General features: G+C 50.3%; 17 protein-coding genes. 8 read left to right on the top strand and 9 right to left on the bottom strand.

Translation table 11 applies throughout. The features are described 5' to 3' along the window. Positions 1–475: 475 nt before the first annotated feature. A complete protein-coding gene (gene smpB / locus GFC06_RS10265; protein ID WP_003031211.1) occupies positions 476–958 on the bottom strand; it encodes an SsrA-binding protein SmpB in 483 nt (160 codons plus the stop codon). Between the two features lie 154 nt (positions 959–1112). On the opposite strand from smpB, the gene ratA reads away from it, so the two are divergent. Together ratA and GFC06_RS10275 are read left to right on the top strand one after the other, a co-directional pair. Then, entirely contained in the window at positions 1113–1556 is a 444-nt protein-coding gene (ratA, locus tag GFC06_RS10270; protein ID WP_003031213.1) for a type II toxin-antitoxin system toxin RatA, read from the top strand. Further along, positions 1540–1836 carry an RnfH family protein gene (locus GFC06_RS10275; RefSeq protein ID WP_003839823.1) on the top strand — a complete coding sequence of 99 codons (297 nt, stop codon included), beginning with the start codon at positions 1540–1542 and terminating at the stop codon, positions 1834–1836. Before ratA ends, GFC06_RS10275 begins: the two co-directional genes overlap by 17 nt. 50 nt (positions 1837–1886) lie before the next feature. On the opposite strand, the gene bamE is transcribed toward GFC06_RS10275, so the two are convergent. The 3 genes from bamE to nadK form a co-directional block, all read right to left on the bottom strand. Beyond that, positions 1887–2231, bottom strand: coding sequence for an outer membrane protein assembly factor BamE (gene bamE, locus GFC06_RS10280; RefSeq protein WP_003826401.1), 345 nt, complete (start codon positions 2229–2231; stop codon positions 1887–1889). A 149-nt stretch (positions 2232–2380) separates the two neighbouring features. After that, positions 2381–4042: a DNA repair protein RecN gene (gene recN / locus GFC06_RS10285; RefSeq protein ID WP_016157188.1), complete on the bottom strand. Its 1662-nt coding sequence runs from the start codon at positions 4040–4042 to the stop codon at positions 2381–2383. Between the two features lie 85 nt (positions 4043–4127). Beyond that, positions 4128–5006 carry an NAD(+) kinase gene (gene nadK, locus GFC06_RS10290; RefSeq protein ID WP_016154073.1) on the bottom strand — a complete coding sequence of 293 codons (879 nt, stop codon included), beginning with the start codon at positions 5004–5006 and terminating at the stop codon, positions 4128–4130. Positions 5007–5128: 122 nt separating this feature from the next. Here nadK and grpE point away from each other — a divergent pair, with 122 nt between their 5' ends. Next, positions 5129–5722, top strand: a complete 594-nt coding sequence (gene grpE, locus GFC06_RS10295; RefSeq protein WP_003031221.1) for a nucleotide exchange factor GrpE — start codon at positions 5129–5131, stop codon at positions 5720–5722. A 50-nt stretch (positions 5723–5772) separates the two neighbouring features. Here the strand turns inward: grpE and GFC06_RS10300 are convergent, their stop codons facing one another. Both GFC06_RS10300 and GFC06_RS10305 read right to left on the bottom strand, forming a co-directional pair. Continuing rightward, the gene (locus GFC06_RS10300; protein WP_008324538.1) at positions 5773–7062 is read right to left on the bottom strand and encodes an HlyC/CorC family transporter; all 1290 of its coding nucleotides are present in this window, start codon (positions 7060–7062) and stop codon (positions 5773–5775) included. 18 nt (positions 7063–7080) lie between these two features. After that, positions 7081–7872, bottom strand: coding sequence for a cytochrome C assembly family protein (locus tag GFC06_RS10305; protein WP_003031224.1), 792 nt, complete (start codon positions 7870–7872; stop codon positions 7081–7083). 165 nt (positions 7873–8037) lie between these two features. Between GFC06_RS10305 and ffh the strand changes: the two genes are divergently transcribed. The 5 genes from ffh to rplS all read left to right on the top strand — a co-directional run bounded on the left by ffh (position 8038) and on the right by rplS (position 11669). Then, on the top strand, positions 8038–9399 hold the full coding sequence (gene ffh, locus GFC06_RS10310; protein WP_003031226.1) for a signal recognition particle protein: 1362 nt from the start codon (positions 8038–8040) through the stop codon (positions 9397–9399). A gap of 253 nt (positions 9400–9652) precedes the next feature. Beyond that, positions 9653–9901: a 30S ribosomal protein S16 gene (rpsP, locus tag GFC06_RS10315; RefSeq protein ID WP_003031228.1), complete on the top strand. Its 249-nt coding sequence runs from the start codon at positions 9653–9655 to the stop codon at positions 9899–9901. A gap of 18 nt (positions 9902–9919) precedes the next feature. After that, on the top strand, positions 9920–10468 hold the full coding sequence (gene rimM / locus GFC06_RS10320) for a ribosome maturation factor RimM (RefSeq protein ID WP_153690738.1): 549 nt from the start codon (positions 9920–9922) through the stop codon (positions 10466–10468). 44 nt (positions 10469–10512) lie between these two features. Beyond that, positions 10513–11280 (top strand): tRNA (guanosine(37)-N1)-methyltransferase TrmD, encoded by a 768-nt coding sequence (trmD, locus tag GFC06_RS10325; protein ID WP_016157187.1) that lies wholly within the window; start codon positions 10513–10515, stop codon positions 11278–11280. Between the two features lie 41 nt (positions 11281–11321). After that, entirely contained in the window at positions 11322–11669 is a 348-nt protein-coding gene (gene rplS, locus GFC06_RS10330; RefSeq protein ID WP_002914145.1) for a 50S ribosomal protein L19, read from the top strand. 127 nt (positions 11670–11796) lie between these two features. Here rplS and GFC06_RS10335 read toward each other — a convergent pair whose 3' ends face one another. From GFC06_RS10335 to GFC06_RS10345, 3 genes are read right to left on the bottom strand one after another with little or no spacing between them, the layout of a single operon-like run. After that, entirely contained in the window at positions 11797–12279 is a 483-nt protein-coding gene (locus tag GFC06_RS10335; protein WP_047358988.1) for an OmpA family protein, read from the bottom strand. A 10-nt stretch (positions 12280–12289) separates the two neighbouring features. Next, positions 12290–13516 (bottom strand): diguanylate cyclase DgcN, encoded by a 1227-nt coding sequence (gene dgcN, locus GFC06_RS10340; protein WP_047414892.1) that lies wholly within the window; start codon positions 13514–13516, stop codon positions 12290–12292. Next, complete coding sequence (locus tag GFC06_RS10345) at positions 13509–14027, bottom strand: YfiR family protein (protein ID WP_153690124.1); 519 nt, start codon at positions 14025–14027, stop codon at positions 13509–13511. Before GFC06_RS10345 ends, dgcN begins: the two co-directional genes overlap by 8 nt. Positions 14028–14110: the final 83 nt, after the last annotated feature.

Below are 14110 nucleotides of genomic sequence, written 5' to 3' on the forward strand. Positions count from 1 at the left end.
TTTCATTGATTAGGTCACATAGATGTTAGTTTATTGATTAAATACGTCCGGGCCCTTTCTGCTGAATAGTTCTTTCGTATTAGATGATATAGTCAGAAAGAAAGTATTCTGCAACTTATCCATATTAAAAAAGTAATTAGTCATTTGAAAAGGATACTTTCCAGTTTGCTTTTAATGGTTGTTTTTATGGTAAATAATTGTATTTGAATGGGTTTGTTTTTATTGAAATGAACACTAATATAATAAACAACAGTAATAATAGTGTTATTAAATAAATGTAGATATGAATGCTATGGTCTTGAACTTTTATATTATTGGACTATAGACCGCAACGGTAATGACAGGGGGTTTATTTCATATCTGAACGATTCAGCATAAATAAACTATAAACGAGGTGAATGTATTGTGTGGGTTTCGATAACTAAAAAATAAGAACCAGTCTCAGGAGGGGAGACTGGTCACAGGGGAGTAGCGTTTAGCGGCCAGCATTTTTCATGATACGCGCTTTATCTAACTGCCATTCGCGTTCTTTCACATCAGAGCGCTTGTCGTGCTGTTTCTTACCTTTCGCAACGCCAATTTTCACTTTGCACCAGGCATTCTTCCAGTACAACGAAAGCGCAACGACGGTATAACCATCACGATTCATACGACCATACAGGGAGTCGAGTTCACGCTGGTTTAACAACAGTTTACGGGTTCGGGTGGGGTCGCATACCACGTGTGTTGAGGCCACCGCCATCGGCGTGAAGTTGGCGCCAAACAGGAACGCTTCGCCGTCTTTGAGTATGACATAGCTGTCGCCGATGTTGGCTTTACCCGCGCGCAGGGATTTGACTTCCCAACCTTGCAGGGCGAGTCCTGCTTCGAACTCTTCTTCAATAAAGTATTCGTGTCGTGCGCGCTTGTTTAGCGCGATTGTGGCTGAGCCAGGTTTGTGTGCTTTTTTCTTCGTCATAATGCCGCTCAGTATAGGTAATCTGGAATCGAAAAACACCCCATTTCATCCAGCGGGGCGCAAGGCGCTATCTTAGCACGAGTTAGGCTATAGCGTTTTTTTTAGCGGGTGATAAATGGTATTATTTGTGTGATTGATATTGATGGGAATTGTTATGCCTCAGATTAGCCGGACCGCTTTAGTACCCTACAGTGCGGAACAGATGTATCAGCTAGTGAATGATGTTAAGTCCTATCCTCAGTTTTTGCCGGGTTGCACCGGTAGCCGCGTACTGGAGTCGACTCCGGGACAAATGACGGCCGCTGTGGATGTCTCGAAAGCAGGGATCAGTAAAACGTTCACCACGCGCAATCAACTGACCAGTAATCAGAGCATTCTGATGCATCTGGTCGATGGGCCGTTCAAGAAGCTGATTGGCGGCTGGAAGTTTACGCCACTGAGTCATGAAGCGTGTCGTATTGAATTCCACCTTGATTTTGAGTTCACCAATAAGTTAATCGAGCTGGCGTTTGGCCGTATCTTTAAAGAACTGGCTTCAAATATGGTGCAGGCCTTCACGGTTCGCGCGAAAGAGGTTTACAGTGTCAGCGTCGGCTAAAATTGTCGTTGAAGTGGCGTACGCGCTACCCGAGAAACAGTATTTACAGCGCGTAACGCTGCAGCAGGGCGCAACGGTGGAAGAGGCTATCCGCGCTTCCGGGCTGCTGGAATTACGTACCGATATCGATCTCAGTAAAAATAAAGTGGGTATCTACAGCCGTCCGGTAAAGCTTGCTGATGTTCTGCATGACGGCGATCGGGTGGAAATTTACCGGCCACTGATTGCTGACCCAAAAGAGCTGCGCAGACAGCGAGCAGAGAAATCCGCTAAAAAGTAACAAACAATAAAAAAGGTGCTCATTGAGCACCTTTTTTTGATCTCTCAAACCTACTTGTTATCGGTCAAAGCGGGTTTGTTATCAATGTTGGTCAATACGCCGCTGCTGTTAAAGGTCAGCGTCAGCGTTTGCTGGGTTACGCCTTCATGTCCAGGTTGCTGACGGAACACATAAAACCAGGTGTTAGTGCCAAAAGGATCGGACATCATTGGTGTACCCAGAGCATAAGCAACCTGCTGTTGCGTCATACCCGTGCGCACTTTAGCGACATCGGTAGGTGTCAGATAATTTCCCTGGTTGATGTCAGGGCGGTAAACCACTCGCTCCAGAGTGGAACAGCCTGCAGTCAACATCAGTAGTACTGCTGCAGCAGCAGTCAGCGTTTTACAGCGCATAGTGATTTGATTCCTTTTCGGGCCCGAGCAGTACGCGGCTCATATGTAATATGCCGATGATAATAGACCTTTCACCACTTTAAAACCTTTTGCTGTCGGGTCGGTCGGCGATTTTATGTTGAACTCAGACCTTCACAAGGTAAAAAAGTTTATGCCGCCAGCAGTTCTTTTGCATTTGCGAGGGTATTGCGCGTCACTTCGCTACCGCCAAGTAGACGGGCTAATTCCTGCAGGCGAGCGCGTTTATCAAGCGGCTGCATGTGTGTTTCCGTCATCGCGCCATCTGTTTCTTTGCTGACATAGAAATGTTGATGACCACAGCCCGCAACCTGCGGCAGGTGAGTAACACACATTACCTGCGTTGACTCGCCCAACTGTCGCAACATTTTACCCACTACCGCAGCCGTCGGGCCGCTGATACCAACATCCACCTCATCGAAAATTAGCGCAGGCGTTTCCATCTTACGTGCTGTAATGACCTGAATAGCCAGCGCAATACGTGACAGTTCCCCGCCGGAAGCGACTTTCGCAATTGGCTGTAACGGCTGACCTGGGTTAGTGGTTACTTTAAACTCCACGCGATCGGCACCGTCTGCGCTCAGATGATGCTCCTCAAATTTCACATCAATGCAAAAGACACCGTGCGGCATCGAGAGAGCATGCATGCTCTCTGTAATAAGTTGCCCCAGTTCCTGCGCATAATGCTGACGCTGTTGGTGCAGCATTTTTGCCGTTTCCAGCGCCTGCTGGTGGTGATTGTTCACCGCCAGGGTTAAGGTTTCGAGCGAGTCGGCCTGATCGTCCAGTTGCTGTTGTTCATCCAGCAACGACTGATAAAACTGTGGCAGCACTTCAGGGGCAACATGATGCTTACGTGCCAACGAGATTTGCCTGGAGATACGCTGTTCGAGTTCGAACAAGCGGTTAGGGTCTAAATCCAGACGATCGCAATAGTGGCGCAGCTCGTCGCTGGCTTCGCTGAGTTGGATGGTGGCCTCTTCCAGCATATCCAGAATACCTGAAAGTTTGCCGTCCATGCCTGCCAGTTCAGTGACCAGGTGTTTTGCGGTGTACAGTTGGCTTTGCAGATTGATGTCTTCACCATCTGCCAGGATAGCCAGCGCCTGTTGGCTGGTGGTGAGCAATTGCCCACTGTTAGCCAGGCGCTTGTACTCTTCATCAATTTGCTCAAACTCACCCGGCTGCGGATTGAATTCGTTCAGTTCCTTTAACTGGTATTGCAACAATTCCGCCCGGGCTGCGCGTTCCAGGCTTTGTTGCTGATGATGCGCCAGGTCACGGCAACTTTGGTGCCATAGTTGGTAGCGCGCAGCCATTTCCTGGGTCAGAGACGCTTCATTGGCGTAACCATCAAGCAGGGATTTTTGGTGTTCTGATTTTGTCAGGAGCTGATGCGCATGCTGGCCATGGATTTGAATAAGTAACTGGCCCAGCTCGCGCAACTGCGATAACGGAACGGCGGTTCCGTTAATAAACCCACGGGAGCGGCCATCGCTGCTGATAACGCGACGCAGCAAACACTCACGGCCTTCCTCAAGCTGGTTCTCTTCCAGCCAGCGCAGGGCTGCGGGGGTATCTTTTAAGGCAAAACGGGCGCAGAGGTCGGCTCGCATGGCGCCTGCACGCACCATGTCTGCGTCTGCGCGTCCGCCCAGACACAAACCGAGAGCATCAATGGCAATGGACTTACCCGCACCGGTCTCACCGGTGATAACGGTCATTCCGTTCTGGAAATCGATCTCAAGTTCACGAACGATAGCAAAATTGCTGATGGTCAGTTGTGCCAACATAGCTGTTTTCCTGTATGAAAAACCATAACTGTGATTTCATACAGTATAAACTGGTTTTTTATACAGTAAAGAGGTTAGCGTTAAATTAGAATAATTTTTTTGACCAACCAAGCTTAGTGCTTAATGTGTTGAAATAGCTGTAATCTTTTGGATGTATCAGGTTCAGATGATAATCACAGCGGCGAATCAATACGTCTTCACCTTCCTGTATAGGTAGGGCGATTTGGCTGTCACAGCTGATCTCCAGATCGTTACGGCGATGAGAAAAGCGCAGGCGAATGGTGCTGCTACTGTTGATCACCAGCGGTCGCGCGGAAAGCGTATGCGGAAACATGGGTACCAGCGTAATGGCATCCAGAGAAGGCGTCAGAATTGGGCCTCCGGCAGAGAGCGAGTAGGCGGTAGAGCCGGTCGGCGTCGAGATAATCAGCCCATCTGAACGTTGGGAGAAGGCAAAAATTTCATCGATATAGACTTCAAATTCAATCATGTGCGCCACTTTCCCGGGGTGCAGCACAACTTCATTGATGGCAGTGCTAATGCGCTTCTGGCAATCCTGCTGACACACCTGAGCTTCGAGTAAAAAGCGCTTTTCGCTGATGTAGTGGCCTTCCAGCACGTCAGCTAACTGTTGCTGGGCATTGTCTGGGTCAAGGTCGGTCAAAAAACCGAGGTTGCCGCGGTTAATGCCAATAACCTTGATGTCATAACGTGCCAGGGTGCGTGCGGCGCCCAGCATATTGCCGTCGCCGCCGACTACCACGGCGAGGTCTGCCTGTTGGCCAATTTCTGCGAGCGTGCCGGTTTTCACATTTTTCAGCTGCAGTTCGTGGGCGATTTGTTGCTCAACGATAACCTCATAACCTTTGGTGCACAGCCAACGGTAGAGCATTTCATGTGTGGTCAGTGCAGTGGGGTGACGTGGATGCCCCACAATGCCAATACACTTGAAATGTTTGTTCATTTTCTCGAGGTCCTTGTAACGAAGATTAGTGACAATGTGAGTACTTCCCTTGAATCCCTGAATCTGATCCCCATAATAAGCCAAGTTAGCGAGATGAATGCGAAAAAAACGCGGAGAAATTCATGAGTAGTAAAGAACAGAAAACGCCTGAGGGGCAAGCCCCGGAAGAAATTATCATGGATCAGCACGAAGAAGTTGAGGCGGTTGAATCAGACGCTTCTGCTGAGCAGGTGGATCCGCGCGATGAAAAAATTGCGAATCTGGAAGCTCAGCTTGCTGAGGCCGAAACTCGCGAGCGCGACAGCGTGTTGCGTATCAAAGCGGAAATGGAAAACCTGCGTCGTCGTACCGAACTGGACGTAGAAAAAGCGCATAAGTTTGCGCTGGAAAAATTCGTCAACGAACTGCTGCCGGTGCTGGATAGCCTGGACCGCGCGCTGGAAGTGGCGGATAAAGATAATGACGCTATGGCGGCGATGGTTGAAGGTATTGAGCTGACCCGTAAGTCAATGCTGGATGTCGTGGCAAAGTTTGGTGTACAGGTGGTTGCGGATATCGATGTGCCGATGGACCCGAACGTGCACCAGGCAATTGCAATGGTAGAGTCTGACGACGTTGCTGCCGGTAATGTGCTGATGGTAATGCAGAAAGGCTATACCCTGAACGGACGTACCATCCGCGCCGCGATGGTCTCTGTGGCGAAAGCCAAAGGCTAATCAGCCTTCAGGCCGGGTAATGCTCACGCGCTACCCGGCCTGAATTACTCTCACTGGTCCGACACGCTTTCCCGTAGCGGTTTGACCGGCAATACCTGCACCTGTTTAATCATATTGTCCTGCACGTCGAGAATATCGATATCGTACTGTCCAATGCGCACACGCGTGCCGGCAACCGGGATCTCTTCCAGCGCTTCAAGAATAATACCATTCACGGTACGTGCGTCATCTTCCGGCAGGTGCCAGTTAAACGCCTTATTGATTTCACGAACGTTGGCGCTGCCGTCAATGATCACCGAGCCATCATTCTGCGGCGTTACCTCTTCGGCAAGCGTGGGTGACATTGAGGTGGTGAAGTCGCCGACAATCTCTTCCAGAATATCTTCGACCGTGACCAGCCCCTGAATATCGCCATATTCATTAACAACCAGACCCACTTTCTTCTTGTTTCGCTGAAACTTAATGAGCTGGGTGCTGAGAGGCGTACCTTCCGGGACGTAATAAATTTCGTCGGCGGCACGTAACATGGTCTCTTTGGTGAACTCTTTTTTCTCTGCCATCAATCGCCAGGCTTCACGTACGCGCAGCATACTGATGGCGTCGTCCAGCGAGTCGCGGTACAGCACAATACGGCCGTGTGGAGAGTGCGAAAGCTGACGCACGATTGACTTCCAGTCATCGTTAATATCAATGCCGATGATTTCGTTACGCGGGATCATGATGTCATCGACGCTGACTTTTTCCAGATCCAGCACTGACAGCAGCATATCCTGGTTACGGCGTGAGATTTGCGAGCGCGATTCATTCACCAGCGTTCGCAGTTCATCTTTACTCAGCGAACCGCTCACCACGATATCCGTTTTGATGCCCATCATGCGCATAAGTAGCCGCGTGATGGTGTTGAGTAGCCACACCAACGGCATCATCAGAATCTGCAGTGGAGCCAGCAGTACACTGCTCGGATAGGCGACTTTTTCCGGATACAGCGCGGCAATAGTCTTGGGCAGTACTTCGGCAAAAACCAGCACGACAAACGTCAGTACCCCAGTGGCAATGGCGACACCCGCATCGCCATACAGGCGCATACCGACAATGGTGCCGAGCGCGGAGGCCAGAATATTCACCAGATTATTACCGATGAGCACCAGGCTTATCAGGCGGTCCGGCTTACGAAGTAGCTTTTCAACGCGTTTTGCCTGACGATTTCCCTGCTTGGCCCGATGACGTAGACGATAGCGATTCAGGGTCATCATTCCGGTTTCAGAACCGGAAAAATAGGCGGAAATGACCACCATGATGAGAAGCGTGACAATGAGCGTGGTGGTGGAGATGTGTTCCACGTAGGGTTCCTTAAAGATTTAACTCACGAACTGCTGCAGGATACGACTGCCGAAATAGGCCAGCGTTAGAATGCCTGCGCCTGCGACGTTAAACCATACGACGCGACGTCCGCGCCAGCCTTCATGGTAATGCCCCCACAACAGAACGATATAGACAAACCATGCCACGATAGAGAGAACGGCTTTATCAATGTTCTCGGTACTGAACAGGTTATGCATGTAAAACAGGCCAGTACACAGGGTGAGCGTCAGCAGAACTACGCCAATTTGGGTGATATGAAACATTTTCCGCTCAATACTCATTAGCGGCGGCATCTCATTGCTGAAGGCCAGTTTTTTGTTTTTCAACTGGTAGTCGATCCATGCCAGTTGCAGCGCATAGAGTGCGGCGATAATCAGCGTGGCGTAAGCGAATAGCGATAGCCCGATGTGAATCATCATGCCCGGCGTAGCTTCGAGATGGGTGATGAACTCGTTCGGCATAAACGTGGCGAAGGCCAGGTTGATCAGCGCAAAGGCGTAGACAATGGGCAGCAATAGCCAGCCACGATTGCGGGAAGCGACGATAGTCATTACCGTACAGATCATCAGGCTAACCAGCGAGCCGACGTTCAACAGACTCAGGTTTTGTCCGCTTTCACCGCCGGGCAGAATTCGCGCTTCCAGGGCGATAGCATGACTTACCAGCGCGACGACCGCAGAGAGAATAGCCATACGCCGCCAGCCGCTGTTTTTTTGCAGCAGAGCGGGAATAATCAGCGCGAGGCTGACTGAGTAGGCGACAAGGGCGAGCAGAGCAAAAACGGGCATATAGGTGTCGACAGTTGGCCAGTGATAAAGAAAAGCAGTATAGCGTTACGTGACCGCTGCTCCAACCGTTGCATAACAACAAAGGCGGCTTCATGTTATACTGCGACAAATTTCTGTTGATGTGTCGCTGTCGCGACCGACCGTTTCCACCCCAGGCGAGAGACAATGTTTGATAATTTAACCGATCGTTTGTCGCGCACGCTGCGCAATATCAGTGGCCGTGGACGCCTTACTGAAGACAACGTTAAAGAGACGCTGCGCGAAGTGCGCATGGCGCTGCTGGAGGCTGACGTAGCGCTGCCGGTAGTGCGTGAGTTTATCAATCGCGTAAAAGAGAAAGCGGTTGGTCATGAAGTTAACAAAAGCCTGACGCCGGGTCAGGAGTTCGTCAAGATTGTCCGTAACGAACTGGTTGCGGCAATGGGCGAAGAAAACCAGACCCTGAATCTGGCTGCACAGCCGCCAGCCGTTGTGCTGATGGCTGGTCTGCAGGGGGCGGGTAAAACGACCAGCGTCGGTAAGCTGGGGAAATTCCTGCGTGAGAAGCACAAGAAGAAAGTGCTGGTGGTCTCCGCGGACGTTTATCGCCCGGCGGCGATAAAACAGCTGGAAACGCTGGCCGAGCAGGTCGGTGTGGACTTCTTCCCGTCGGATGTCGGCCAGAAGCCGGTCGATATCGTTAACGCCGCGCTGAAAGAAGCCAAACTCAAATTCTACGACGTGCTGCTGGTGGATACCGCCGGTCGCCTGCACGTTGATGAAGCGATGATGGACGAAATCAAACAGGTCCACGCTTCTATCAAGCCGGTTGAAACGCTGTTTGTGGTCGACGCCATGACCGGTCAGGATGCCGCGAATACCGCAAAAGCCTTCAACGAAGCGCTGCCGTTAACCGGTGTCGTGCTGACCAAAGTTGATGGTGATGCTCGTGGTGGTGCGGCGCTCTCTATTCGTCATATCACCGGCAAGCCGATTAAATTCCTCGGCGTCGGCGAGAAAACCGAAGCGCTGGAGCCGTTCCACCCGGATCGTATTGCTTCGCGTATTCTCGGCATGGGTGACGTGCTGTCGCTGATCGAAGATATCGAAAGCAAGGTTGACCGCGCGCAGGCAGAGAAATTAGCCAGCAAGCTGAAAAAAGGCGACGGCTTCGATCTCAACGATTTCCTTGAGCAGCTCAACCAGATGAAAAACATGGGCGGCATGGCAAGCCTGATGGGCAAGCTGCCTGGCATGGGGCAGATCCCAGACAACGTGAAATCGCAGATGGACGATAAAGTGCTGGTGCGTATGGAAGCCATCATCAACTCGATGACGATGAAAGAACGCGCTAAGCCGGAAATCATCAAAGGTTCCCGTAAACGCCGTATTGCTGCCGGCTGCGGTATGCAGGTACAGGACGTAAACCGCCTTCTGAAACAGTTCGACGACATGCAGCGCATGATGAAGAAAATGAAGAAAGGCGGTATGGCGAAGATGATGCGTGGCATGAAGGGTATGATGCCGCCAGGCTTCCCTGGTAGATAAATATATCGGGCTACCTAATTTGCCTTTTTGACGTTGGGGTGGGCTCGAAATGCTCACGTACTGCATGTACGTTCCGCTTTCTGCGCACACACCGACGCCAAACTGGCTGCAATGGTAACGCCCTGGTATAAAGCCTCATCACATGTTGATTGCTTTTTTCCCAGAAATCAGTAAAATTTTCGGGCTTTTAATATGACACCCGGGCTCCGTTCCTCGATGGGGCCTGGGTGTTTTATTCACACAAGAGGATGTTATGGTTACTATTCGTTTAGCTCGTCACGGCGCTAAAAAGCGTCCGTTCTACCAGGTTGTTGTTACCGACAGCCGTAATGCACGCAACGGTCGCTTCATCGAGCGCGTTGGCTTCTTTAACCCAATCGCTAGCGAAAAAGAAGAAGGCACTCGCCTGGATCTGGATCGCATCGCTCACTGGGTTGGCCAGGGCGCGACTATTTCTGATCGCGTAGCTACGCTGATCAAAGCAGCAAACAAAGCAGCTTAATCTGTCACGGTGGTCATGATGAGCAAGCAACTCGCCGCGCAGGCTCCTGTGGAACCCATCGTTTTGGGGAAAATGGGGTCTTCTTACGGTATCCGTGGTTGGCTCAGAGTGTTTTCTTCCACTGAAGACGCCGAAAGCATTTTTGACTATCAGCCCTGGTTTATCCAGAAGGCGGGTCAGTGGCAGCAAGTACAGCTGGAAAGCTGGAAGCACCACAATCAGGATCTGATCATCAAGCTGAAAGGCGTTGACGATCGTGATTCGGCGAATCTACTGACTAATTGCGAAATTGTCGTGGATTCCTCGCAGTTGCCAGCGCTGGAAGATGGTTCCTACTACTGGAAAGACCTTATGGGCTGCCTGGTAGTGACCACTGAAGGTTACGATCTCGGTAAAGTCGTCGATATGATGGAAACCGGTTCGAATGACGTCATTGTCATTAAGGCAAACCTGAAAGATGCGTTTGGTATCAAGGAACGTCTTGTACCGTTCCTCGATGGGCAGGTTATCAAGAAAGTCGATCTCGCTACTCGTACTATCGAAGTAGATTGGGATCCTGGTTTTTAAACCACCGGATAAACGGTAAAAGTCGGCGTTATGGGGATTGGCTTGTGTTTATAGGTATCGTTAGCCTGTTTCCAGAAATGTTCCGCGCAATTACCGATTACGGGGTAACTGGCCGGGCAGTAAAAAATGGCCTGCTGAACATCCAGAGCTGGAGTCCTCGTGACTTTACTCATGACCGGCACCGTACCGTGGACGATCGTCCTTACGGCGGCGGACCGGGGATGTTAATGATGGTGCAACCTTTACGGGACGCCATTCATGCAGCAAAAGCTGCGGCTGGTGAAGGCGCGAAGGTGATTTATCTTTCACCTCAGGGACGCAAGCTTGATCAAGCGGGTGTGAGCGAGCTGGCAACGAATCAGAAACTGATTCTGGTGTGTGGTCGCTATGAAGGAATAGATGAGCGCGTGATTCAAACCGAAATTGACGAAGAATGGTCAATCGGCGATTACGTTCTCAGCGGTGGTGAGTTACCGGCAATGACGCTGATCGACTCCGTTTCTCGGTTTATTCCGGGAGTTCTGGGTCATGAAGCTTCGGCAATCGAAGATTCGTTTGCTGATGGGTTGCTGGATTGCCCGCACTATACCCGACCTGAAGTGTTAGAACAGATGGAAGTACCGGCGGTGTTACTGTCGGGGAACCACGCTGAGATACGTCGCTGGCGTTTAAAACAGTCGCTGGGCCGGACCTGGCTTAGAAGACCTGAACTTCTGGAAAACCTGGCTCTGACTGAAGAGCAAGCAAGGTTGCTGGCGGAGTTCAAAACGGAACACGCACAACAGCAGCATAAACATGATGGGCTGGTCTGAGACCCCCAAATATCAGTTTACCCAGGATAAGAGATTAAATTATGAGCAACATTATTAAGCAACTTGAACAAGAGCAGATGAAGCAGGACGTACCTTCCTTCCGTCCGGGTGATACCGTGGAAGTGAAAGTATGGGTTGTTGAAGGTTCCAAAAAACGTCTGCAGGCATTCGAGGGCGTGGTTATCGCTATTCGTAACCGCGGTCTGCACTCTGCATTCACTGTTCGTAAAATTTCCAACGGCGAAGGCGTTGAGCGTGTCTTCCAGACTCACTCTCCGGTAGTTGACAGCATTGCTGTTAAACGTCGTGGTGCTGTTCGTAAAGCTAAACTGTACTACCTGCGTGAGCGCACTGGTAAGTCTGCTCGTATCAAAGAGCGTCTTAACTAAGATTCGCGCAAGCGACATCCTGTTAGAAAAGGGCTGGCCGAAAGGCTGGCCCTTTTTTTATTCCGACCTTGCTCTTTTGTTTTATTGCAATTGGATGACTGCGCGGCGCGCAGCCAGTTGAGGACTTTTACGGCGTAGCGATCACGACTGCAACCCGGCGGTTTTCAGCACGACCTTTTGACGTCTGATTACTGGCGATCGGGTATTTTTTCCCGAGTCCCTGAGTTGTCAGGTTAGAGCGGGGAATATTGGCGCCCTGTGCCCAGGCATCGGCGACCACATTCGCGCGTTTGAGCGACAGCGCTTCGTTGTAGCTGTCTTCGCCGTAGTTATCGGTATGACCATCCATACGCGCATGGTTTAACCCGGTAGCTGCCAGTTTGGATGCCATTTCCTGGATCTGCTTTTCACTTTCAGGGCGGAGCTTATAGTCGTTTTTGTCAAACAGGATGTTGTCAGACAGACCAAGAGACCAGTCTCCGGAAGCTTCGGTAAATCCGTACGATTTCATGGCTGCAATTTGCTCCGGGGTAAATTTTCCCTGAGGTGCCTGACAGCCTGCCAAAATCAGTAAAAGCAGAAGAAACGGGGATGATAGACGTTTTAGCATGTGTAAGTCCTTATTTTTTAATAATGCGTTCAGAACGCAAATTTTTGGCCTGATACATATTTTTATCGGCAAGTTCTTGTAATTTCTCGGCAGAGGCATGTTCCCACGTCAGCGCAAAACCAATGCTGAGTGTCATGCTTGCCTGATGACCGTTATGCAGGTCAAAAGGTCGGTTAAACTCGTGTGACAGTGCCGCGCAGATCCGCTGAACTTCGTATTCAGAGTGAACGCTGTACAGCACCATAGCGAACTCATCGCCGCCAAGTCTGTAGGGGTGATGTCGATTACCACCAAACTCGGACAGCCTGTTTGCAACTTCAATCAGGACCCGATCCCCCGCTGCGTGGCCCCAGGTATCATTAATAAATTTAAAATTATCACCATCAAGAAATAACAGTGCGGAGCTGCTGTGGGCGGCATGGTCATTCATCAGGGCGTTAATGCTGCTGCGAAATGCGGCGCGATTCGCCAGGCCGGTCAGCGGATCGTGTAGCGCCGTACGCAAAAGCTGGGCGTTCTTTGCCTGCAGTTTAAGTTGCCACTCCTCCATCTCGTCCAGCAGACTATTAAAGTCCTGGGCAAAAAGGTGAAACTCTTCAATGCGCTCTTCTGAAACGCGTCGTGAAAAGTTACGGTTGGTACGAACATCATGTACCACCTCGGTTATATTTTGCAGGGCTTCCACGACGCCATTATGTAAATAACGAGTGAGCATTAATGCAATGCCAGAGGCCAACAGAATGCACCCGGTAAGGACGGCCAGCGACAAATAGATGAAATGGCTGATAACGCTATCGCGCGCAGTCAATCGTACTTCGCCGATGACGTTGCCATTATGCAAAATAGGTTGAGTGACCGGTTGGGGAAACAGCCAGTGGCTGATAAGTCCGCTGATTTTTTCAGTGGTATCCTGCGCGTTATAGCGCCAGGTGGCGATCACCTTCTGGTTTTTATTACGAACTTCTGCAACGGAAAATTGCCCCTGCTGGCCCAGTGCTGCCAGCGTTTCAGTTGCTGCGACGCCATCAGAAAAAACTAATGCTGCTTCAAGCGTGCGGGTCATGGTTGCAGCGGTCAGATCCAGGTTCTTTTGCGCATACTGTCTCAATGCCAGCACCGAAGAAATGCTGAGCAGCAGCCAGATCAGCGTCATAGTTACCAGAACGCTGATTATGCTGATACGCCGTAATGTCCGCTTAAACGTCGGGCGTGTTATGGGAGAATGGCCCTTATCCATGCTTCTGATTCCGTGCAAGCATTAATACGTCCGGACTGACCCTTACGCCACTGCGTGAAAGGGAATCCATATTTACGGAAAATCTCACATCTTCATCTTTAATTATGAGGCAAAAGGCGCTGCCAATAACGCATTCGGGGTTCTGTTCGGCAATTAATAGCAATGCCTTAGACGGATATTTATTCTTTAATTCCACCTGATAAGTAGGGGATTCTTTTCCAAAATAAAAACCGTCACACTGCGAAATTAATATTTCTTGTTCCGTACGAATGATGACGGGAAGATAGGGTAATGCTCCGGCACTGGTATCTCCCAGGACACTGGAAAAACGCGATGAAGAGAAAATACACAGTTTTGGGGGCCCGGACAGTGCAGGCCAGCGCGTATAACTGACGATGCCGGAAACCATAGCGCGTACAGATTTTGCTTCTTCCGTAACGCTTTGGGCGTACAGCGGTAATCCGGTCAGGAGCAGTGCCAGTAGAAGTATGAGTCGGTAAGAATAGCTCATGAATAGTTACCTACCAGCGTTTGCCGTAAAACGTCGAAATACATTCAAGATTATTTAGGACAAAATAACATTATTTTACTAAG

It is taken from the genome of Citrobacter braakii, assembly GCF_009648935.1.
Classification (GTDB): domain Bacteria; phylum Pseudomonadota; class Gammaproteobacteria; order Enterobacterales; family Enterobacteriaceae; genus Citrobacter; species Citrobacter braakii.

Coding starts and splice junctions, on each gene's coding strand:
- dgcN (WP_047414892.1), bottom strand. CDS start 13,516: ATGGATAAGGGCCATTCTCCCATAACACGCCCGACGTTTAAGCGGACA.
- rimM (WP_153690738.1), top strand. CDS start 9,920: ATGAGCAAGCAACTCGCCGCGCAGGCTCCTGTGGAACCCATCGTTTTG.
- recN (WP_016157188.1), bottom strand. CDS start 4,042: ATGTTGGCACAACTGACCATCAGCAATTTTGCTATCGTTCGTGAACTT.
- smpB (WP_003031211.1), bottom strand. CDS start 958: ATGACGAAGAAAAAAGCACACAAACCTGGCTCAGCCACAATCGCGCTA.
- bamE (WP_003826401.1), bottom strand. CDS start 2,231: ATGCGCTGTAAAACGCTGACTGCTGCTGCAGCAGTACTACTGATGTTG.
- rplS (WP_002914145.1), top strand. CDS start 11,322: ATGAGCAACATTATTAAGCAACTTGAACAAGAGCAGATGAAGCAGGAC.
- rpsP (WP_003031228.1), top strand. CDS start 9,653: ATGGTTACTATTCGTTTAGCTCGTCACGGCGCTAAAAAGCGTCCGTTC.
- ratA (WP_003031213.1), top strand. CDS start 1,113: ATGCCTCAGATTAGCCGGACCGCTTTAGTACCCTACAGTGCGGAACAG.
- GFC06_RS10345 (WP_153690124.1), bottom strand. CDS start 14,027: ATGAGCTATTCTTACCGACTCATACTTCTACTGGCACTGCTCCTGACC.
- nadK (WP_016154073.1), bottom strand. CDS start 5,006: ATGAACAAACATTTCAAGTGTATTGGCATTGTGGGGCATCCACGTCAC.
- ffh (WP_003031226.1), top strand. CDS start 8,038: ATGTTTGATAATTTAACCGATCGTTTGTCGCGCACGCTGCGCAATATC.
- GFC06_RS10335 (WP_047358988.1), bottom strand. CDS start 12,279: ATGCTAAAACGTCTATCATCCCCGTTTCTTCTGCTTTTACTGATTTTG.
- grpE (WP_003031221.1), top strand. CDS start 5,129: ATGAGTAGTAAAGAACAGAAAACGCCTGAGGGGCAAGCCCCGGAAGAA.
- GFC06_RS10305 (WP_003031224.1), bottom strand. CDS start 7,872: ATGCCCGTTTTTGCTCTGCTCGCCCTTGTCGCCTACTCAGTCAGCCTC.